The organism is Raineya sp. (assembly GCF_053497555.1).
This window is the reverse complement of record NZ_JBRCWE010000063.1, coordinates 1-19,943: the sequence shown is the minus strand read 5'-3', so window position 1 is coordinate 19,943 and position 19,943 is coordinate 1. Positions and strand designations below refer to the sequence as shown.

Genomic DNA, 19,943 nt, shown 5'->3' with positions numbered 1-19,943 from the left:
TTTTTTTTGCAACAAAATTAAAAAAAGTATAGTTTTGCCTTGCGAAAAAACTAAAATTTTGCCTTATGAAATCTTTGATACAAAAATTTGCTCTTTTGGCTGTGCTGGCTTTGAGTGCTTGTAATTTAGACCAATACAATAGTTCTGATTTGAAAAAGGTGAAAGATGTACGCGAAGGCGATATTTATGTGTATGGAGCAAAAGGAGATTCTGCTCGCCAGTTGCGTCAGCAGTACCCCGATGACCCCAATGCCGCCAAAAGAACCAAAGCTATTCGTGAAAAGTTTTTCAGCGTATCTAATGGTGCTAATCTGCAAGACGGCACACCTGCCCCTGCTGATACCGCCAAAACACCTGCCCAACAAGACGGCAATAAGCCCCAAGCGGAAAAAAAGTAATCAATTCCTTCAAAATACCAGAGTGGCGGCAATATCATTTCGGAGCAAATGATGTTGCCGCTTGTTTATTTTCTGTTACAAAATTTTGAGCTCTACTCTTCTGTTGAGGCGGCGAGCTTGTTCGGTATCTTCGGTAGAGAGGGGGCGTTCTGCACCATAGCCAATGCACTGAATACGACTTTTGGAAATTCCTTTCTTGACAAGATACTCTCTGATAGCCAAAGTGCGTTCCAAAGAAAGTTTTTTCAGAGCCTTTTTGTTGCCATAAATTTCGGTATGCCCTTCTAATTGTATCCGCATTTTGGGGTTTTTCTTCATTACTTCGGCAAGTTCATCTAATTCGGGATAAGATTCGGGCATAAGTACCGCTTCGGCTTGGGCAAAAAAGATATTATTCAGGCGTAAGGTAGCATCTTTTTCCATAGGTTTGAGAAAAATATCTTTTTCCATTTTGGTATATTCGCTGATAGCGGTGGCATCAATGATAATTTCTTGTGGGAAAAAACCTTGCAATTCGGCACTGATTTTATACTTTTTACCAATTTTCAGACTTGTATTGAACTTGCCTTCGGGGTTTTCCAGTGGCTTGGGGCTATCATTGATTTCCTGAATATGAAGGCTGACACGAGCAGGAATGAGTTCTTGTGTTTTTTCGTTGAGGGTTCTACCTTTCAGCACGAGCATAGGCTCTACCATTCGGGTTCGGTAAATATCGCCACGTGAGCTATGGTAGCCAAAATTGCCTTGTTTGGCAAAGTAAATATCCATTCCTTCGGTATTGATTTTATTTCCTAAATTTTCGGGTTCGCTCCAGTTTAGCCAAGTGTCATCAAGCCGTTGAGTTACGAAAATATCAAAACTACCATAACCCGAAAAACCATTGGAGGAAAAGTAAAGCGTTTTGCCGTCAGTATCCAGATAGGGAGTGGCTTCGTCTGCCGCCGAGTTGATGATGTTGCCTAAATGAATGGGTTTGCCAAAACTTTTATTGTCTTTCCGAAAAGCTACATATAAATCATTGCCGCCCAGCGTATTAGTGGCTTCGGTAGAAATGATTAGCACTTTGCCATCGGGGCTTAAAGAGTATTCGTTAAAATCACTTTTACTTTCAAAGCCTTCAATTTCCAAAATTTCGGGTTTTCCCCATTTGCCTTCGGGGGTTTTGTAGGTAATAGAAAGCCCTTTTTCAAGTCTGCCATCGGGCAGATATTTGTTGTTCAGAAGCATATAGCTTTCGTCAGGGGCAATGGTAAAAGCGGCGTTGTGTTGGCGGTTGTTGAGTGGCTCGCCGATATTGATAGGATTGGAGGCATTGCCCTTGTCGTCAAGTTCAGCAAACCAGATGTCTTGTTTATAGACCATTTTGCCGTCCAAAGTGTCTTTGATGTTTTCAGGGTGATTGAGGCGAGTAAAATAAATTCCTTTTCCACTGGGCAACACTACGGGATTAGCTTCCAAATATTGCGAATTGATACCACTCAAAGGCTCTGAATTGAACTGCACCTGATTTTTTCCTAAATTGGGCTGAATTTCCACAGGGGTATCACTATCCGAAATGCCTATGGCATCAATTTGATTTTCGCCAGTTACTTTTCCTGTTTGCAAGGTGATTTTCAAAGAAGCTACCGAGTAAGGTGTTTGAGGAACAGCCAAGCTGAACAATCTGCCCTTGCCTGCGGGAGCAACCTGCGGATTTTTGTAAATCAGATGTTCTTTGCCTGTGTCGTCGTAAGCAAAAATTTGTGAAATAGCTCCTGCGTTAAAACTTTCTGCTACCAAAACCTGCTTGATGCTCATTGGGCTGGTAAAACCAACGTGAATGAACTCTTCTTTTTTGTTGTTGTTGGCTTCTTGTGGCGACCAAGCACAAGGGCTATTCTGAAAAGCAGGCAAAACATTGGGTTTGCCAAGGGCTTGTTCGGCTTTATACTGCTTTCCCGAAGTGGATTTTTTTTCAGAAGATACAGCAATCATCTTACTCGCCCATTGAATATTTTGTGAATAAGCCACCAAACACCACCAAAAACCCACAAACGAAAAAATAAATTTCATAATTGGAGCTATTGTTTTTAGTCTTGAAATGTAGGAAATTTGTGCGAAAGTTCTAACTTTGCCTCAAAAATAATTTTTTTCATTGAAAAAATTTGTATTTCGCACCAAATTCGGTTTGTTATGAATTTTACAGCACAATTACCCGCCAGCGAATATCCGCCTTATGCCGAAACATATCTGAAACACTTGAAAAGTGATGATATTCTTTTCATTTTACAAGAGCGTTTAGAATTTTGTAAGCAATTTTACAGCCAAATTGGCGAGGAGAAGGCTAATTTTTCATACGCACCCGATAAATGGACTATCAAGGAGGTACTTTTACACGTTGTTGATTCTGAAAGGGTACTTTCGTACAGGGCTATGGCTTTTGCTCGTGGCGAATTGCAGGCTTTACCTGGCTTCGATCAAGACGCCTATGTTCGCAACTCGCAAGCCCAAAATCGCTCTCTACAAAGTATTTTAGACGAGTTTGAAGCGGTTAGAAAAGCCACTATTTCGCTTTTTGCCCATTTACCTTCCCAAACGCTTGCCATAGTAGGCAATGCCAATAATTTTCCTACTTCGGTAAGGGCACTGGCGGCAATGATTGCAGGACACGAAATTCACCATACTCATCAAATTCAAACCAAGTATTTGTAGGCTCTAAAAAACAAAAGCAATGAAAGTTTTCAACAATCTACTTTGGGTACTGGAAAATGGTATTCTTACGCTTACCATTAACCGAGAAAGTAAGCTCAATGCCCTCAATGCCGAAACCTTGAACGAACTCAAAGAGGCTTTTCAAGCAATTTATGATGATGAGGACATCAAAGGGGTAATTCTGACGGGGGCAGGCGAGAAAGCCTTTGTGGCAGGTGCCGATATAAGCGAAATTGCTCAACTCACCGAAGTAAATAGCCGAAAATTTGCCGAAGCAGGTCAGGAAATCTTTTTGGCAATAGAAAACTGCCCCAAGCCTGTTATTGCGGCGGTAAATGGCTTTGCTTTGGGGGGAGGGTGCGAAATTGCAATGGCTTGCCATATTCGTTTGGCAAGCGAAAATGCCAAGTTTGGCTTACCCGAAGTAAAATTGGGCATTTTGCCCGGCTACGGAGGTACGCAACGTATGCCTCAGATTGTTGGAAAAGCCAAAGCCCTTGAAATGATGCTTACAGGTGAAATGATTTCGGCACAAGAGGCTCTGCATTGGCATTTAGTAAATTATGTTTTGCCTGATAAAAATGCCCTTTTGCAAAAAGCTAAAGAATTGTTGCAAAAAATGCTCAAAAATAGTCCTTCGGCGATAGAGCTTATCATTACAGCTACCAATGCAGGTACTTACAACGAAGTGGGTTATCAGGCAGAAGCCAATGCTTTCCAAAAAGCTACTCGCACCGAAGATTTCAAAGAAGGTACTACGGCATTTTTAGAGAAAAGAGAGGCTAAATTTACAGGGAAATAATGGGAGGTTTGAGGTTTGAAGTTTGAACTTTTGAACTCCTAAAACCTTTTACAACGCAATCAAAAACTTATTTTGAAGTGTATATCATAGGCATAGGTGCTTATTTGCCCGAAAAAATCATTGATAATAGTTATTTCAGTGAAATAATGGGCTTGGGTGAGGATTGGTTTCTTACACGTACAGGCATACACACGCGTAGGAAGGCATCGGAAAATGAGAGTACGAATACTTTGGCAATTAGGGCAGTGGAAAATTTGGCTCAAAATCTTTCTGCTGATTTGAAAGAAGTTGATTTGATTGTTGGAGCTACTTACACGCCCTACGACACCATTCATTCACTTGCCCACGCTGTTCAGCGTTTTTTGAACATTAGTGAAATTCCTGTGCTTTCGCTTTCTACGGCTTGTTCGTCTTTCCTAAACGCTTTGGAAGTGGTACAAGGCTATTTTGCAATGCAAAAAGCCGCCAAAGCCTTGCTCATCGCCGCCGACCACAACACGGCATACAGCGATGAAACCGATAAAAATAGCGGACACTTGTGGGGAGATGGAGCGGTGGCGATGCTTGTAAGCAAAGAAAAGCCTCAAAACCATTCTTATTTAGAAGTTTTGGATATTTTTACGGCAGGCGGAGGAAATTTGGGGAAAGCAGATGAAAGTGTATTTCTAAAACCTATCAATGAAGGGTTTTTGATGAATAACGGCAGAGATGTGTTTTTGCACGCTTGCGAATATATGAGCAAAGCAACGATTAAAGTTTTAGAGCGTAATCAGAAAAATATTGCCGATATTGCTTACTTTGCACCGCACCAAGCCAACAAACGTATTTCGCTGAATGTTGCTGAAAACTTGCAACTGCCTTTGGAAAAGTTACTTTCTAATGTAGAATATTTAGGCAATACAGGTTGTGCGGGTTGTGCCATTGCCTTGTGGGAAAATCAGCATAAATTTCAGCCAAGCGATTTGATTGCAATGAGCGTGTTTGGGGGTGGGTATTCGTATGGGGCGGCTCTGCTTCAATTTTGGACTAATTAAACTCTCGGAGCTATGATTTTATCAGGTAAAGAAATTTTGCAAAGATTGGGTAAAGAGATTCTCATTGAGCCTTTTAATCCTAAACAGCTCAACCCCAATAGCTATAATTTGCGTTTGCACAACGAACTGCTCGTGTATGATGAGCCTGTTTTGGATATGAAAAAGCCCAATAGATTTCATTCTATCACTATTCCCGAAGAGGGTTTGGTGCTGGAAACGGGCAAATTGTATTTGGGCAGAACCATTGAATATACTCGTACCGAAAATTGTGTTCCGATGCTTGAAGGGCGTAGCTCGGTAGGGCGTTTGGGGCTATTTATACACGTTACGGCGGGTTTTGGAGATGTAGGCTTTGCGGGATATTGGACTTTGGAAATCTTTTGCGTACAGCCTATACGCATATATGCGGGGGTAGAAATTTGTCAAATTTATTATCATACTTTGGAAGGAGAATTTGAAAAATACAATAGCGGCAAGTATCAGAACAATCGGAGCGTACAACCGAGCTTGCTTTACAAAGATTTTGAGATATAATTTGATTTTTTGTAAAAAAATCTTGTAATTTCGTGCTGAATCTTTTTTCCTGAAACCGAAAAGTCCCTTTTTTATGAACATTCACGAATATCAAGCCAAAGAATTATTGAAACGCTATGGGGTGCGTATTCAAGAAGGTTTTGTAGCCGATACACCTTCCAAAGCCGTAGAAGTGGCTCGCCAACTCAATGCCCAAACAGGCACGAATTGGTTTGTAGTAAAAGCACAAATTCACGCAGGTGGCAGAGGTAAAGGCGGCGGTGTAAAATTGGCTAAAAACTATGACGAAGTACGCGAAATTTCCGAAAAAATCTTGGGAATGCAACTCGTAACCCCCCAGACAGGTCCCGAAGGGAAAAAAGTGCATAAGGTGCTCATTGCCCAAGACGTATATTATCCTGGCGAAAGCCAGCCCAAAGAGTATTATATGAGTATTCTTTTGGATAGGGCTACGGCTCGCAATGTAATTATCGCCAGCACCGAAGGCGGTATGGATATTGAAGAGGTAGCCGAAAAGCACCCCGAAAAAATTATCAAAGAATACATTGATACACGCGTAGGTTTGCGTGATTTTCAGGCTCGTAAAATCGCCTTTGCTTTGGGCTTGGAGGGGAACGCTCATAAGGAAATGGTTGCCTTTATCAAATCGCTTTACAAGGCTTATTTAGAAAGCGATGCTTCTTTGTTTGAGGTAAATCCTGTACTCAAAACCTCTGATAATAAAATTTTAGCCGTAGATTGCAAGGTAAATCTTGATGATAATTCTCTTTTCCGCCACCCCGACCTTGCCGAAATGCGTGATATTTTGGAAGAAGACCCTCTGGAAGTAGAAGCAGGTGAAAACGACCTAAACTATGTAAAACTTGATGGTAACGTAGGTTGTATGGTGAATGGAGCAGGTCTTGCTATGGCAACTATGGACATTATCAAACTTTCGGGAGGTGAGCCTGCCAACTTTCTTGATGTGGGTGGTGGAGCAAATGCCAAAACCGTGGAAGCAGGTTTCCGTATCATTCTCAAAGACCCCAACGTGAAAGCCATTCTTATCAATATTTTTGGTGGCATTGTACGTTGTGATAGAGTAGCCAATGGTGTTGTAGAAGCCTACAAGAAAATTGGTAATATCAATGTGCCTATTATTGTGCGTTTGCAAGGTACAAATGCCCAAGAAGGTGCTAAAATTATTGATGAATCAGGCTTGAAAGTGTATTCGGCAATTACATTGCAAGAAGCCGCCCAAAAAGTACAACAAGTTTTAGCATAAATTTTATTAGCATATAACTAAAAAGAGGCTCTGCAAAGCCTCTTTTGCTTTTGTGAAAATGCAAATTCTGTTTTTGTAAATTCAAAGTTTGGTTTGGTAAAAATGGCTCATATAGCTTACAGAAAGTTGCTTTTATTTGTGTAGTATTCAAAACTTAAATTTTACACAAATGAAAAAAGCTATTTTACTTTCTGTAGCCTGTATGCTAAGTATAGCAGTAATGGCTCAACAAAAAACTGCGGCAACCAAGCCTGCTACGAAACCTGCTACTGCTCAAAAGCCTGCCACGGGCAATGCCAATGCCCAAAAACCTGCAACCAATCAGAATGCCAAAACTGAAAAGTTGGACAAAATTGAAATTGCCTGTGGCAATACAACTTTCAAACACGAGGCTATTCTTGCTTTTGCTGATGATAGCAGAAAATACTACTACCGAATAGCCAACGATAGTATTACATTCTATGAACATTGGGTAAGTGGTATAGGAGATGAATTGCAAATCAAGAAAGCGGCTTTGAAAGATTTGGACGGAGGCGACCATAGGATAATGAGTGGCAAAGTTCTTTCGTTGGCACAATATATTGATTATTTTAACTCCGGAAATTACAAAGAGAGGATTTTAACCACCAAACAAACTTGCAATCGTATCGGTGGAGGAACTTTGCCCAAAGAAGAAAAACTTGAAAATTCAGGAACGATGGCTCTGAATTTTGCTAACGAAGAGGAAGCTAAAAAGTTTTTAGAAATGCTCAAACCTATGATGGAAGCCGCAAAAAATAAAAAAGACACAAAAAAATAGGCTTGCTTGAAAGTATTAGAGCCTATTCTTTGCAAAAATTGAGCAGTAATATCTCTTTGAACGATATTACTGCTCTTGCTATTCATCTACCCAATCTGCTATAAAAAGATTAGTATCTCTTGTGCCGCCGTTGTTGCGGTTGGAACTGAAAATAATTTTTTTGCCGTCAGGAGAAAACATCGGAAAGGCATCAAAAACGCTATCAAAAGAAATCTGCTCTAAATTTTTTCCGTCCAAATCTATCATAAACAAATTGAACTGATAGCCACGCTTTGAAAAATGATTGGAGCTAAAAATAATTTTTTTGCCCGAAGGGTGAAAAAAAGGAGCCCAATTGGCTTTGCCCAAATTAGTAATTTGTCGCAGATGAGAGCCATCGGCATTGCAGACAAAAATTTCCATATTGGTAGGTTGTACCAGCCCCTGCGAAAGAAGTTCTTTGTATTCTCGGATTTCCTCTTCGGTTTTAGGACGAGAAGCTCGGAAAACAATCATAGAGCCATCAGGCGAAAAAAATGCACCGCCGTCATAGCCCAAATCGTGGGTGATTTGTTTGAGTCCTGTGCCGTCTGTATTCATTATCCATAAGTCCAAATCGCCTGAACGCATAGAGGTAAAAACAATTTTATCACCTTTGGGCGATACGGTGGCTTCGGCATCATAGCCGGGAGTATCGGTGAGTTGTTTGATGATATTTCCTTTTAAATCAGCAATAAAAATATCGTAGCTATCATAAATAGGCCACACGTACTTTCCCGAAGGACTTTTCGGTACGTGAGGACAAGCGGCATCGGCTTTGTGGGTAGAAGCGTACAGGATATGCTTGCCATCGGGCATAAAATACGAGCAAGTAGTTCTGCCTTTGGCAGTGCTAACCATTTTAGGTTTTTTCTTTTGCAAATTATCTTTTTTGAGGTCTGCAATAAAAATCTGGTCGCAAGAAACACCCCAAGCCTGATAATCGGACTGAAAGACGATTTTCTTGCCGTCAGGACTAAAATAGGCTTCGGCATTGTTGCCTCCGAAAGTTAGCTGACGAACATTCTTAAAGTGCTTTTCTTGTGGATAATGAATTTGGGCAAAAGAAAATGAAAAACTGAAAGCTAACAGAAAGGAACAGATAAAATTTTTACACATAGCCAATGGTTTTTGATGTAGGTGCGTTTTGAAACGGCACGCAAATAACGGAATTTTCAGTCAGTTTGTTATGATTTTTTTCAGTTTTTCGTTTGATTTTTTCGCAAGATTTCAATACCAATGCCACATTGCAAGCATTTTTTATTTTCGCAGTAAGTACGATACAATTCCAACAGGGCTTGCGAATCGGCGGCGGTTTGTGGCTTTGCTCCAAGTTCTTGCCATTTCTCAAGAATATGATTGCTTTCGGTGGGCAGTTGCTCTAAAAAAGAAATGGCTTTATCCAAATATTCGGGCTTTTGGTGGGTTTTGCTGTAAAACACTAAAAGCGGTACTACGGCATTGATAATGACGCTTTGAAAGCTATTTTTGCCAAGTTGTGAGGCGGTTTTTTCCGTACTTTTCCCAAAATGATAGTGGCTTTGCCAATACTCGGAAACTTTTACGGAGAAAACATTTTTGAGGGTTTCAAATTTTTCGGCGTGCAACAGGACAGAAAAAAAATGAGCATTTTGAAACAAAATTTGAGCCAGTTGCGCCAGCCGAATGGTAGGAAAATTGGCAGGACGCAAGCGTAAAAAATTCCATTCACTTGCTTGTAAAGGCTCTAAATTGTATTTGTGTTGTAAAAATTGATATTCACGCTGTAAATTTTGGGCATATTCATCTTCTAAGTTTTCGCTCAAAAAGCCTGCTTGTCCGAAAAGTAAAGCCTCTATTTGTAAAAGGTTGTTTTGGTGTTTGAGAAAGAGTTTCAGCGGTGTTTGCTTGGCAAGTTTGGCAAAAGGCTCTGCATTGATTTTGAAGCCAAAACTTTCGACAAGTAGGCGGTAGGTGGCTTCTTGCCAATCTTGGTGGGTTTCTTGCCAAATTTGTTGTACTTTCTCGCTTTTACGCTCAAGCCTTTGGACAAGCACTTTGTCCCAAGTGCTTAAAACAAAGATATTTTCTACTTTGGCAAATAAATTTTCGCAAGGAACAAAATTTTTGCTTGCCAGCAGTTGCCTGTAATTGTGCAAAAGGTTCGGATTTACCCTATTTTTTAGCTCCAAAGTAGGTAAAGGTACTTGCTCTAATGCTTGCAAATCATTTTCCCAAACTACGTGAAGTATAACATTTTCGTATTTAGCGTTTCGGTTATGCTCGTGTTTGAGCCAATCAGAGGTTTTAAGGTGCATTTCTACATAGCCTTTTCGGTGCTTTCCTTCAAAAGCTATGATAGCATTTTCAAAATCAGCTCCTTCGTTGGGATTGTACTTGCCTGTGTCCAGAATTTTAAGGCTTTCTCCTGCAAGCGTTTGCAGATTTTCTTGGGAAAAATAAAGATTTTGCCAAATAAAATGGAGAAAGTCCTCACGCATAAGAAATGCTTTTTTCCTGCTTATTTCAAACTTTTTAGGTGTTTTTCAAGGCTTACTTCATCGGGGATAAGCACCTCGCGAGCTTTGCTACCTTCAAAAGCCCCTACGATACCCGCTTTTTCCAGTTGGTCAATGATTCTACCTGCTCGGTTGTAGCCTAATTTGAGTCTTCGTTGCAAAAGAGAGGTACTGCCTTGTTGGTGCATTACCACAATACGAGCCGCTTCTTCAAAGAGTTCATCTCTGTCGTCAAAATCAAAATCTTCTTGGTTGCCTTCGCCTGCTTCGCCTACGTATTCGGGCAAAAGATAGGCAGAGGCATAGCCTTGCTGTGAGCCAATAAACTCGCAAATATTTTCCACTTCGGGGGTATCAATAAAGGCACATTGTACTCGTACTAAATCCGAACCCGTAGAGTAGAGCATATCGCCCATTCCGATAAGTTGCTCGGCACCGCCAGCATCTAAAATGGTACGTGAGTCTATTTTGGAAGTAACTCGGAACGACAATCTTGCAGGGAAATTCGCCTTGATAACTCCAGTAATTACATTTACGGAAGGGCGTTGGGTTGCCACTACCAAATGAATGCCAATAGCTCGGGCAAGTTGTGCCAGCCTTGCGATGGGTTGTTCTACTTCTTTACCTGCTGTAATCATCAGGTCGGCAAGCTCATCAATAATCAGTACAATATAGGGCAAAAATCTATGTCCTTTTTTAGGATTGAGCTTGCGTTCTTTGAATTTTTGGTTGTATTCTTTGATATTTCGGCAAGAAGCCTCTTTGAGCAAAGAATAGCGGTTATCCATTTCTATACAAAGTGAATTGAGCGTATTGATAACCTTGGAAGTATCAGTAATGATAGCCTCTTCCTCGTTGGGCAATTTGGCAAGAAAATGCCTTTCTACTTTGTTGAAAAGTGTGAGTTCTACCTTTTTGGGGTCTATGAGAACGAGCTTAAGCTCGGCGGGGTGCTTTTTGTAGAGCAAAGAAGCCAAAATAACATTCAGACCTACGGATTTACCTTGCCCTGTTGCCCCTGCAATAAGTAAATGGGGCATTTTGGTCAAATCTACCATAAAAATTTCGTTGGTAACGGTTTTACCAAATACAATGGGCAAATCCATTGTGCTATTTTGGAACTTTTCGCTTGCTAGTAGGTTTCGCATACCTACTACTTCACGTTTTTGGTTAGGAACTTCAATACCGATAGTTCCTTTGCCCGGAATAGGGGCAATAATGCGTATGCCCAAAGCAGAAAGCGAAAGGGCGATGTCGTCCTCTAAATTTTTGATTTTAGAAATTCTTACACCTGCATCAGGCACAATTTCGTAAAGCGTTACCGTAGGTCCGATAGTGGCTTTGATAGAGGTGATGCCAATGCCATAGTTGGCAAGGGTAGTTACAATTCGGTTTTTGTTGGCTTCCAGTTCCTCTTTGCTTACTTCAAAGCGGGAATGAATTTCATTCAATAGTTGCAGGGTTGGAAATTGATAGCGGCTTAAATCTTGGCGTGGGTCGTAAGCCCCTAAATGCTCAACATTCCAATCCGCTTCTTGTTCATCATTATTTTCAGTTTCAAGGTCAGGGAGGTTATTTTCCTCTTCTTCTTCCTCATCAAAATCTTCCGATTCCTCAAAATCTGTTTCTTGTGGGTGCGAAATAGCATTGAGAGGAGTATTTTGCTCAATTTCTAAAACAATTTCGTTATCTGTTCTACGCTTTTTACTTTCTAATACTATCTGATTTTCGGGGTGTTCAGGTTCGTTTTCTTGCTCTAAATGAGGCGTATCCCAAACTTGTTGTCTTTCGTTTTGAGCAATTTCAAGAACATCTTGGATATTTTCTTGACGATTTTCTATAAGTGAGCCTTGCAATTTGCTTTCTGCTTTAATGTTGTTTTCTTGCGTAAGGGTGTTCTCACTCGTTTTTTTATTTTCTTTGATAATTTGCCCCGTGGCTTTGTTGATAAGCACAATGCCTAATTTTTCCAGCTCGTCGTCAGTTTCTTCATTCTCACTAAATTTGTTTTGCAGGTTTTCTTGTAAAGGCACGTCATCAAAGTCTTCTTGCTCTTCTTTGGGAATGGGCTTTCGTATTACTTTTTCATCGGTTTTTTCTTTTTTCTTGGAAGAAATGGGCAAATCAGCACTTTTGCTTGTTTTTTTTAATGTAGTTAGGTTGAAGAAATATACTACAAAAACTAAAAAAACAACAATGAGCAAAAAAACAGTACCAATGCCTATCAGGTTGGAAAGCAGTTCGGCAATGGCAAAGCCTGTAACTCCTGCAACGCTATGCACAAAAGAATTTTGAGGCAAAAAAATAGCCAAATATCCTAAAAGCGTAGAAAACCAAAGAGCTACGAAAAAAAGTAAAGCAAAAATTTTCTTGGTAGGTAAAATAGATGTCCTAAAAATCCATTGAAAGCCCCAATTAGCAAGCAAGGGTATCAGAAAAAATGCCCCCAAACCAAACCAGCGATAAATAAAATAGTAGGAAAAAATTGCCCCATAAATGCCCAACCAGTTTTCCACTTCCTCGCCTGCTTCGCGTATGCCTGTTTCGTTGTAGGCTTCTACAAGACTTTGGTCGGCTTGGGCAGTAAAAAGATACGAAACAAAAGCAAGCAAGAGATATAAAGCCCAAAATAGTAAAAAAAAGCCCCAAGCTATCTGAAAACGCCTATCTTTCAGTGGCTTGAAAACAAGTTTTTTCTTTTTTGGGGGAGGAGTAGTTGCAGTAACTTCTTGATGAATGTAAGTATTTTGAGCCATTGCAAGAGATTTACCTGCAAATATAAGCAATTTTTGATTGTATTATGCAAAGTGTGATGAAGTATTTTGGCTCAATAGTTACAATCTGTTAGCTTTCTTTCTGGGCAACTACTTACCCTTAAATGAAGCATTTTCTTTGTAAAGAGTTGCCAAGAAAAATTCTCTATATTTAGCTTTTTTTCACTAACTTTGCAAGCAAATCGCTAACACTATGATAAATTTTAACGTAGGTCCTTCCAAGGTTTATCCTTCCATTAAAGATTTTTTACAAGAAGCCTACGATAAAGGAATTTTAGGACTTCCTCACCGTAGCCAAGAGTTTATGGATATGGTGAAAAAGACGATTTTTTTGCTCAAACAAAAACTGCAAATACCACCTCAATATACCATTATATTTACTTCTTCGGCTACGGAGTGTTGGGAAATGATAGCTCAATCTTTGGTAACAAGCAAAAGCTATCATATCTTGAATGGGGCTTTTGGAGAAAAATGGTATCAATATACGCACTATTTGCACCGAAAATCAGAAAAACATCTTTTCCAAATCAATGAAAGTTTGGATATTGAACGCATACAAACTTTTTTCACTTTTGCCGATAGGCGTAGTGGCAAAGCCGAACTGGAAGATAAAGCTCTTATTTGTTTTACACAAAACGAAACCTCTAATGGTACGCAAGTACCCATAGAAGTTATCAGGAAAGTACAAGAAAACTTCCCTAAACAACTCATTGCCATCGATGCTACCTCATCTATGGCAGGAATTGAGTTTGCTTGGCGAAGTGCCGATATTTGGTATGCTTCGGTGCAGAAGTGCTTTGGTTTGCCCGCAGGGCTTGCCCTGATGATACTTTCTGAAAAGGCGATTGCTCGTATTCACGAAATAGGTGAGCATAAGCACTACAATAGCTTACTGAAAACCTGCGAGCAAATGCAAAAATTTCAAACTACGCACACGCCCAATGTGCTGGGGATTTACCTGCTGATGCGTGTGATGGAAACTTCTGAAAACATCAAAGAAATTGATAAAAGAACGCAAATAAGAGCCGATAGTTGGTATCGTTTTTTTGAAAAAAATCCATACTTCTCTCCACTTATTCATAATGAAAGTGTGCGTTCAAGTACCGTGATAGCTCTACAAGGTAAAGCAGAGCAAATTGCCGCTATCAAAGAAAAAGCCAAACAAGCGGGATTTCGTTTGGGCAATGGTTATGATAAATGGAAAGAAAATACCTTCCGAATAGCGAATTTTCCTGCTATCAGTGAAGCTGAAATCCGACAACTGCAAGATTTTTTCTTGCAAACAGAACTATGAAATTATGCTACTTTCTTTTTACAAATTGTATCGCTTCTATCGTTTTGAAGCCCGAAAAACTTTCCTTTTCAGTATTCCTATCATTTTTGCACAGCTGGGTGTGGTGCTAATGGGGGTAATAGATGTAGTGATGATTAAAGACTTGGGAGTTGTAGCTACTGCCGCCGCAGGGGCAACCAACGACACCTTTTTTCTGATTTGTATGTTGAGCTTGGGCAGTATGAATATTATTGCTCCGCTGGTTTCGCAGAGTTATCAGAAAAAAGACCTTGCCGAAAGCAAAAGAATTTTTTTGAGTGGGCTGGTGCTTGCTTCTTTCTTGGGAATCCTGACAATGTTTGTTTTGCAGGCAATTACAGCAAATTTTGAGTGGCTACGCCAAACGCCTACGGTTACGCAAGAGGCTAAAAAGTTTTTGGCTATGCTGAATTGGTCGGTTTTGCCTGTGCTGTTTTTTTTGGTTTGTAAGCAATTTACCGATGGGCTTTCGCTTACCAAAGTGGCTATGACTATCACGTGGATAGGCTTGCTTTCCAATGTACTTTTTAATTGGCTTCTCATACACGGCAATTGGGGCTTTCCTGCTATGGGTTTGGAAGGGGCAGGGTTGGCTACGGTACTGGCTCGCCTCTTGATGCTTGTGCTGATAGTGCTATTTATTGCGTTTCACCCCAAAACAAGAGCCATTCTGCAAAATTCAATTATTCATTTGACTTGGCGAGAGGTCGGAAAAGTATTCCGTTTAGGCTTGCCTGTGGGAATAACCTATTTTTTGGAAGTAGCGGCTTTTTCGGTAGCAGGATTGCTCATTGGCAATTTAGACCACTATTCGCAAGCCGCTCATAGAGTTGTGATTTCTTTGGTTTCTACAACCTATATGATAACTTCGGGAATAGGCATAGGCAGTGCTATTCGTATGGGACAGGCTTTTGCCGAAAGAAATTTTTACAAAATGAAAAAAGTTGGTATTTCGGCGATTGCTTTGGCAGTTTTGGTAATGGGTTCTTTTTGTTTGCTTTTTCTGCTATTCCCTGAAACCATTGTTGTTCAATTCATTGAAAACGACCCCAAAGCTGTGGCTATTGCTATTAGTTTGCTGATTATTGGTGGTGTTTTTCAGATTTCTGATGGGGTACAAGCCGTAGGTTTGGGTATTTTGCGGGGAATGGAAGATGTCAATGTTCCTACTATGATTGCCGTAATAGCTTATTGGTTCATTGCTCTGCCTATTGCTATCCTTTCGCACCAAATTGGTTGGGGGGCGGTGGGTATTTGGGTGGCTTTGCTTGCGGGTTTAAGTACGTCTGCTTTTTTACTAACTCGTCGTTTTTGGCAACTCATTCAAAAACAAAAAAAGCAGTCTTTTCCTTCAAAAACTGCTTTGTGAGATTTAGATAAGTGGGAAGCGGGAGATAAGAAACAGGAAACAGGAATTTGAGCTATCAAACTTGTCAAGCCTCAAACTTTTCGCTTCCATTTTGCTTAAAATACTTGCACCTTCTTAATCCACAATAATACCTAAACTCAAAAGTTTTGTAGAAACTTTCAGTTTGGCTCTATCGCATTGTTGTTTATTGACTTGGTACATTAGCTTGCCTTCTTTTACCACAAAATTGAAACAAGCATCTCGGATATGTTTTTCGTCTTCGGTGATAATCATCACATTTTTACCAATAAGTTTTTGGGCAATATCTTTCACATCAAAAGGGCTTGTGAAAGGTATGAAAAGCACATCACAATCTTTAATATCGTTGGGGTTATTGTATTTTTCTACAATAAATTTCAAGTTGTAGGTGCTTTTGGTTGCCGCCATACGCCGCAAACCTTCGTAGAGTGGGCTATTGCCTAAAACACCTATTTTGAGTTCTGTTTTTACAGCAGGCCATTGCGTAAATTTGCAAAAATTATAGATATAAACAGGGTGATGAGCATAATTTCGTACATTGGGCTGTGCCAACGTAACTTGTACAAAACTCATAATCAAACAAAAAAGCCCCAAAGATAAAATGCGTGTCATTGTGGTATCAATTTTCGGTATTTATGGCAAAACTATAAAATTTTGACAAAAGTTAGACAAAAAAAACGAATTTGCCAAAAAAAGTAAGTTTTTTTAGAAAATTTTACGTAAGTTTTGAGCAAGTTGAGAAGAATTAGAGCAAAATTTTAGAATTTTTGAGATTTTTCCATATCCTTAAAATTTTTGCAAACGAAACTAAATCCCTTTATTTTTGTTTTGCTTGTAAAACCTATAACTATGCTCTTAAAAGTTTTTCAGAAAAAAAGAGATTACCAAGAAAATCTCCTACTTTTTGCGATGATAGGTATGGCTTTGGTTTTTCTTTTCATTACGCTTGCATATCTGGCTCGCAAGGGTTCTGCCGATTGGATTGATTTCAAAATGCCTAAATTATTTAGTTTTAGCACTTTTTTTATGCTTGTAAGTAGTTATACGCTCTATGTTGCCAACAATGCTTTTGAAAAGCAAGATTTCTTTACTTACAAGTATCTATTAGGCACTACCTTTGTTTTAGGAATTTTCTTTTTGCTTTGTCAGTATTTTGGCTGGAAACAACTGGAAGCACAAGGTTTATTTTTTGGAAAAAAAGCAGGTGCGGCGGCAAATTTTTTGTATTTGCTTTCGGGTTTGCATATTTTACACCTGCTTGGGGGTATGGTAGCCTTGTGGATAGTATTTTGGAAAGCTGTGAAAAAAGAAAGCTATGTAGATGACTTCATTCACGCTGTCAATCCTCCTACCCAAAGACGTTTGAAGCTGGCTACACGTTTTTGGCACTTTTTAGATATTTTGTGGCTATATTTGTATGTTTTTTTCTACATTCAGCACTAAATTTTCCACTGTTGCAGAGCATCTGCAATTTTTCTATCGTTAGAAAGGCGAGGAACTTTGTTTTGCCCCCCTAATTTGCCCAGAGATTTCATATATTCAATAAAAGCATTGGGTTGTAAGCGTGTGATAACAAGCGGTCTTAAAATTGCCCCTGAAATCAAATCATCATAATATACGTTGAGTTCTGTCATTTTTTTGTCCAAAACTTGGGCAAATTGAGCCAAATCTTTGGGTTCTTTGGCAAAAGCAATGAGCCACTCGTGATAAGGCAAGCCTTCGGCAGGGGTTACTTGCGGAGCAACGGTGAATTCAAGCACTTCGGTTTCGGGGAATTGCTCTATGGCATATTTGAGGGCTTTTTCTACCTCTTCGCCAATAACGTGTTCGCCAAATGCCGAAATAAAGTGTTTTATCCGTCCCGAAACTATCACTCGGTAGGGGTTTTTAGACACGAACTTGATTGTATCGCCAATAGAGTACGCCCACAAACCTGCATTACTGCTCAGTACCAAGGCATAATTTTTATTTAGTTCCACTTCGCCAATGGTAAGGCGGGTAGGTTTTTCGTTGAAATATTCTTCGGCGGGGATAAATTCATAAAAAATACCTGTATCCAAAAGGAGTAGCATACCGCCGTTGTGGTCGGGCTGGAATTTGTCTTGGTAAGCAAAAAATCCTTCCGAAGCAGGAAAAAGCTCTATGCTGTCTATTTTTTTTCCAATGCTATCAAAAAGTTTGGCTTTGTAAGGCTCAAAATTTACACCTCCATACACAAATACCGAGAAGTGGGGGAAAACATCTTTAATTTTCTTGCCTGTTCGGGCTATAATTCTATCAAAATACATCTGCACCCAAGGCGGAATGCCCGAAATAAGGCTCATATCGGCGTGTAGCGTTTCATCAATAATTTTCTCCAATTTTTCTTCCCAATCTTCTATGCAATTGGTTTCCCAAGAGGGCATCTGATTGCTACGCAAGTAAGCAGGTACGTGATGATTAGAAATGCCTGAAAGTCTGCCCGTTAGAATTCCATTTTTGTTTTCAAGTACAGGGCTTCCCGAAAGAAAAATGAGTTTTCTATCTACAAAATCGGCATTGCCTGTTTCGTAGATATAATTGAGAAGGGCATTTCGGGCACTATTGATGTGGTTGTGAATAGAATCACGAGAAATAGGAATGTATTTCACGCCCGAAGTAGTACCACTGGTTTTGGCAAAGTACAAGGGTTTTCCTCGCCAAAGTACATCTTCTTTGCCTTGTAAAATTTGCTCAATATAAGGTTTCAGCCCTTCGTAGTCGCGTATGGGTACTTTTTGCACAAAATCGGCGTGGGTGCGAATACCTGCAAAATCGTGTTCTTTGCCAAAAATTGTATGTTTTGCCTGCTGAATGATAGTCTGAAAAACTTTTTCTTGGGATATTTCAGGATTTTTAGCCCATTTTTCCTGACGTGCTACAATATAGGAAGCGAGTGGTTTGGCGAAAAAAGACCGTATGCCCATAGATGTTTGATTTTAATATCGGGCAAAATTACAGAATATTTTGAGAAATCACATTTTGTAGTATTTTCTTGTAATTTTCGCCGATAGGAACGCTGTATTTATCAATATGTATGATATTGCCTTCAATAAATTTTACATAAGGCAAAGCAATAATATAAGATTTGTGAGTACGAATAAACTTTTCATTGGGTAGCAGTTTTTCTAAATTACTAATTTTTTCTCGTGCAAGTATGACCTGCTCAGGAGTGTAAATTTTAAGATAATTACCAAGAGCTTCAATGAACAAAATGTTTTTAATATCAATCTTGTGGATTTTTTTATCAGACTTTACAAAAACAAAATCTTTAAGTGTAGTTTCTGTTATACTTTTATTGAATTGTTGAATTTGGGTAATCTTTTGGATTGATTTCAAGAATCTTTCATAAGAAAAAGGTTTGAGCAAATAATCAATTACTTTGCCTATTTCGTAAGACTGCAACGCATACTCACTATACGCTGTGGTAAGGATAGTGAAGGGTGGATTTTCAAGTTGAGAAAGCATTTCAAAACCATTTAGACCGGGTAAGTGAATATCTAAAAATAAAATATCAATAGATGAGCTACCCAAGACTTCAATAGCTTCGGAAGCATTGAGACAAGTAGTCAATATGCTCAGATTGGGTGTTTTCTTCACATATTCGGCAAGTATATCTATTGCCAAAGGCTCATCATCTACTATCAAACATTGCAAAGTTTTCATCGCATTTTGTCTGTTTTGATGGAAAGATTCACTACAAATCTATCAAAAAAAGATTGAATTTCTAAATCGTAATTCCCCTCACCGTAAATCAAATTTAATCTTTTTTTGACATTCTCCAAGCCAAAACCTGTACTAAAATGATTGCTTGAGTTTGGGGTTTCATTGGAGCTTTTGCTATTTTCTACATAGAAAAAAAAGCGTTCTTCATTACAATCAATAACCACATTTACAAAAGGTCGTTCCGTTTCCGAGTCGTTGTGCTTGAAGCTATTTTCCACCAAAGGGAGCAAAAGCATTGGAGGGATTTTTTTATCAGCAAGATTGCCATTTACAATAAAATTGACATCAAATTTATCCCCAAAACGTAGTTTTTCCAAATCTACATATTTTTTTAACACTTCTATTTCTTGTTCAAGACTTACTTGCTCTCGGTTTTCATCTTTGAGCAAATAACGCATCAGTTCCGATATTTTTAGAACCATTTGCGGGGCTAAATCAGATTTTTTAAGTGTATAAGAATACAGGCTATTTAAGGTGTTGAACAAAAAATGTGGATTGATTTTATATCTTAACTGCTCTAATTCTGCTTGGATTTGATTTTTTTCAAATTGAAGTTGTTTAGGATTGAAAAAGATTTCCAATGAAAGTTGTATATTTAGGTGCTGAAACTAAAATATTACTTTTCATGGAAATCTTAAGCAAAGATAATATAAAAAGGTATATAATACCACATTTACAAGTAGGAAGT

General features: G+C 39.2%; 18 protein-coding genes. 10 read left to right on the top strand and 8 right to left on the bottom strand.

The genetic code is table 11. The features are described 5' to 3' along the window. Positions 1–65: 65 nt before the first annotated feature. The gene (locus ACWITO_RS08230; RefSeq protein ID WP_448529517.1) at positions 66–398 is read left to right on the top strand and encodes a hypothetical protein; all 333 of its coding nucleotides are present in this window, start codon (positions 66–68) and stop codon (positions 396–398) included. Between the two features lie 75 nt (positions 399–473). Here ACWITO_RS08230 and ACWITO_RS08225 read toward each other — a convergent pair whose 3' ends face one another. Beyond that, a complete protein-coding gene (locus ACWITO_RS08225) occupies positions 474–2,450 on the bottom strand; it encodes an OmpA family protein (RefSeq protein WP_448529516.1) in 1,977 nt (658 codons plus the stop codon). A gap of 120 nt (positions 2,451–2,570) precedes the next feature. Between ACWITO_RS08225 and ACWITO_RS08220 the strand changes: the two genes are divergently transcribed. The 6 genes from ACWITO_RS08220 to ACWITO_RS08195 all read left to right on the top strand — a co-directional run bounded on the left by ACWITO_RS08220 (position 2,571) and on the right by ACWITO_RS08195 (position 7,522). Continuing rightward, on the top strand, positions 2,571–3,089 hold the full coding sequence (locus tag ACWITO_RS08220; protein WP_448529515.1) for a DinB family protein: 519 nt from the start codon (positions 2,571–2,573) through the stop codon (positions 3,087–3,089). 19 nt (positions 3,090–3,108) lie between these two features. Further along, positions 3,109–3,891 carry an enoyl-CoA hydratase/isomerase family protein gene (locus ACWITO_RS08215; RefSeq protein WP_448529514.1) on the top strand — a complete coding sequence of 261 codons (783 nt, stop codon included), beginning with the start codon at positions 3,109–3,111 and terminating at the stop codon, positions 3,889–3,891. Between the two features lie 77 nt (positions 3,892–3,968). Next, positions 3,969–4,925, top strand: a complete 957-nt coding sequence (locus tag ACWITO_RS08210) for a 3-oxoacyl-ACP synthase III family protein (protein ID WP_448529513.1) — start codon at positions 3,969–3,971, stop codon at positions 4,923–4,925. Between the two features lie 12 nt (positions 4,926–4,937). Further along, the gene (gene dcd, locus ACWITO_RS08205) at positions 4,938–5,459 is read left to right on the top strand and encodes a dCTP deaminase (RefSeq protein WP_448529512.1); all 522 of its coding nucleotides are present in this window, start codon (positions 4,938–4,940) and stop codon (positions 5,457–5,459) included. Positions 5,460–5,532: 73 nt separating this feature from the next. Beyond that, complete coding sequence (gene sucC, locus ACWITO_RS08200; protein ID WP_101357571.1) at positions 5,533–6,723, top strand: ADP-forming succinate--CoA ligase subunit beta; 1,191 nt, start codon at positions 5,533–5,535, stop codon at positions 6,721–6,723. Positions 6,724–6,892: 169 nt separating this feature from the next. Then, the gene (locus ACWITO_RS08195) at positions 6,893–7,522 is read left to right on the top strand and encodes a hypothetical protein (RefSeq protein ID WP_448529511.1); all 630 of its coding nucleotides are present in this window, start codon (positions 6,893–6,895) and stop codon (positions 7,520–7,522) included. Between the two features lie 78 nt (positions 7,523–7,600). Here the strand turns inward: ACWITO_RS08195 and ACWITO_RS08190 are convergent, their stop codons facing one another. From ACWITO_RS08190 to ACWITO_RS08180, 3 genes are all read right to left on the bottom strand, one after another. Further along, entirely contained in the window at positions 7,601–8,659 is a 1,059-nt protein-coding gene (locus ACWITO_RS08190) for a hypothetical protein (RefSeq protein ID WP_448529510.1), read from the bottom strand. Between the two features lie 80 nt (positions 8,660–8,739). Beyond that, the gene (locus ACWITO_RS08185; RefSeq protein ID WP_448529509.1) at positions 8,740–10,020 is read right to left on the bottom strand and encodes a DUF2851 family protein; all 1,281 of its coding nucleotides are present in this window, start codon (positions 10,018–10,020) and stop codon (positions 8,740–8,742) included. Positions 10,021–10,040: 20 nt separating this feature from the next. Then, the gene (locus ACWITO_RS08180) at positions 10,041–12,824 is read right to left on the bottom strand and encodes a DNA translocase FtsK 4TM domain-containing protein (protein ID WP_448529508.1); all 2,784 of its coding nucleotides are present in this window, start codon (positions 12,822–12,824) and stop codon (positions 10,041–10,043) included. A gap of 181 nt (positions 12,825–13,005) precedes the next feature. Between ACWITO_RS08180 and ACWITO_RS08175 the strand changes: the two genes are divergently transcribed. Beyond that, the gene (locus tag ACWITO_RS08175; protein ID WP_448529507.1) at positions 13,006–14,106 is read left to right on the top strand and encodes an aminotransferase class V-fold PLP-dependent enzyme; all 1,101 of its coding nucleotides are present in this window, start codon (positions 13,006–13,008) and stop codon (positions 14,104–14,106) included. 4 nt (positions 14,107–14,110) lie between these two features. Further along, positions 14,111–15,493 carry an MATE family efflux transporter gene (locus ACWITO_RS08170; protein ID WP_448529506.1) on the top strand — a complete coding sequence of 461 codons (1,383 nt, stop codon included), beginning with the start codon at positions 14,111–14,113 and terminating at the stop codon, positions 15,491–15,493. Between the two features lie 114 nt (positions 15,494–15,607). Here the strand turns inward: ACWITO_RS08170 and ACWITO_RS08165 are convergent, their stop codons facing one another. Beyond that, the gene (locus tag ACWITO_RS08165; protein WP_448529505.1) at positions 15,608–16,123 is read right to left on the bottom strand and encodes a YfiR family protein; all 516 of its coding nucleotides are present in this window, start codon (positions 16,121–16,123) and stop codon (positions 15,608–15,610) included. A gap of 237 nt (positions 16,124–16,360) precedes the next feature. On the opposite strand from ACWITO_RS08165, the gene ACWITO_RS08160 reads away from it, so the two are divergent. Further along, positions 16,361–16,954 (top strand): cytochrome c oxidase subunit 3, encoded by a 594-nt coding sequence (locus ACWITO_RS08160; protein ID WP_448529504.1) that lies wholly within the window; start codon positions 16,361–16,363, stop codon positions 16,952–16,954. Here ACWITO_RS08160 and ACWITO_RS08155 read toward each other — a convergent pair. Genes ACWITO_RS08155 through ACWITO_RS08145 form a run of 3 tightly spaced genes read right to left on the bottom strand, consistent with a single transcriptional unit; the run spans position 16,951 to position 19,836 of the window. Next, on the bottom strand, positions 16,951–18,456 hold the full coding sequence (locus ACWITO_RS08155) for a GH3 auxin-responsive promoter family protein (RefSeq protein WP_448529503.1): 1,506 nt from the start codon (positions 18,454–18,456) through the stop codon (positions 16,951–16,953). The two genes, ACWITO_RS08160 and ACWITO_RS08155, sit on opposite strands and share 4 nt — an antisense overlap. A gap of 28 nt (positions 18,457–18,484) precedes the next feature. After that, a complete protein-coding gene (locus ACWITO_RS08150; protein ID WP_448529502.1) occupies positions 18,485–19,195 on the bottom strand; it encodes a LytR/AlgR family response regulator transcription factor in 711 nt (236 codons plus the stop codon). Then, on the bottom strand, positions 19,192–19,836 hold the full coding sequence (locus ACWITO_RS08145) for a sensor histidine kinase (RefSeq protein ID WP_448529501.1): 645 nt from the start codon (positions 19,834–19,836) through the stop codon (positions 19,192–19,194). The genes ACWITO_RS08150 and ACWITO_RS08145 overlap by 4 nt, the downstream gene beginning before the upstream one ends. Positions 19,837–19,943: the final 107 nt, after the last annotated feature.

What these genes read in the sequence shown, in the direction of transcription:
- sucC (WP_101357571.1), top strand. Translation starts at nt 5,533, where the DNA reads ATGAACATTCACGAATATCAAGCCAAAGAATTATTGAAACGCTATGGG.
- ACWITO_RS08225 (WP_448529516.1), bottom strand. Translation starts at nt 2,450, where the DNA reads ATGAAATTTATTTTTTCGTTTGTGGGTTTTTGGTGGTGTTTGGTGGCT.
- ACWITO_RS08150 (WP_448529502.1), bottom strand. Translation starts at nt 19,195, where the DNA reads ATGAAAACTTTGCAATGTTTGATAGTAGATGATGAGCCTTTGGCAATA.
- ACWITO_RS08230 (WP_448529517.1), top strand. Translation starts at nt 66, where the DNA reads ATGAAATCTTTGATACAAAAATTTGCTCTTTTGGCTGTGCTGGCTTTG.
- ACWITO_RS08195 (WP_448529511.1), top strand. Translation starts at nt 6,893, where the DNA reads ATGAAAAAAGCTATTTTACTTTCTGTAGCCTGTATGCTAAGTATAGCA.
- ACWITO_RS08170 (WP_448529506.1), top strand. Translation starts at nt 14,111, where the DNA reads ATGCTACTTTCTTTTTACAAATTGTATCGCTTCTATCGTTTTGAAGCC.
- ACWITO_RS08155 (WP_448529503.1), bottom strand. Translation starts at nt 18,456, where the DNA reads ATGGGCATACGGTCTTTTTTCGCCAAACCACTCGCTTCCTATATTGTA.
- ACWITO_RS08160 (WP_448529504.1), top strand. Translation starts at nt 16,361, where the DNA reads ATGCTCTTAAAAGTTTTTCAGAAAAAAAGAGATTACCAAGAAAATCTC.
- dcd (WP_448529512.1), top strand. Translation starts at nt 4,938, where the DNA reads ATGATTTTATCAGGTAAAGAAATTTTGCAAAGATTGGGTAAAGAGATT.
- ACWITO_RS08185 (WP_448529509.1), bottom strand. Translation starts at nt 10,020, where the DNA reads ATGCGTGAGGACTTTCTCCATTTTATTTGGCAAAATCTTTATTTTTCC.
- ACWITO_RS08165 (WP_448529505.1), bottom strand. Translation starts at nt 16,123, where the DNA reads ATGACACGCATTTTATCTTTGGGGCTTTTTTGTTTGATTATGAGTTTT.
- ACWITO_RS08215 (WP_448529514.1), top strand. Translation starts at nt 3,109, where the DNA reads ATGAAAGTTTTCAACAATCTACTTTGGGTACTGGAAAATGGTATTCTT.
- ACWITO_RS08190 (WP_448529510.1), bottom strand. Translation starts at nt 8,659, where the DNA reads ATGTGTAAAAATTTTATCTGTTCCTTTCTGTTAGCTTTCAGTTTTTCA.
- ACWITO_RS08175 (WP_448529507.1), top strand. Translation starts at nt 13,006, where the DNA reads ATGATAAATTTTAACGTAGGTCCTTCCAAGGTTTATCCTTCCATTAAA.
- ACWITO_RS08220 (WP_448529515.1), top strand. Translation starts at nt 2,571, where the DNA reads ATGAATTTTACAGCACAATTACCCGCCAGCGAATATCCGCCTTATGCC.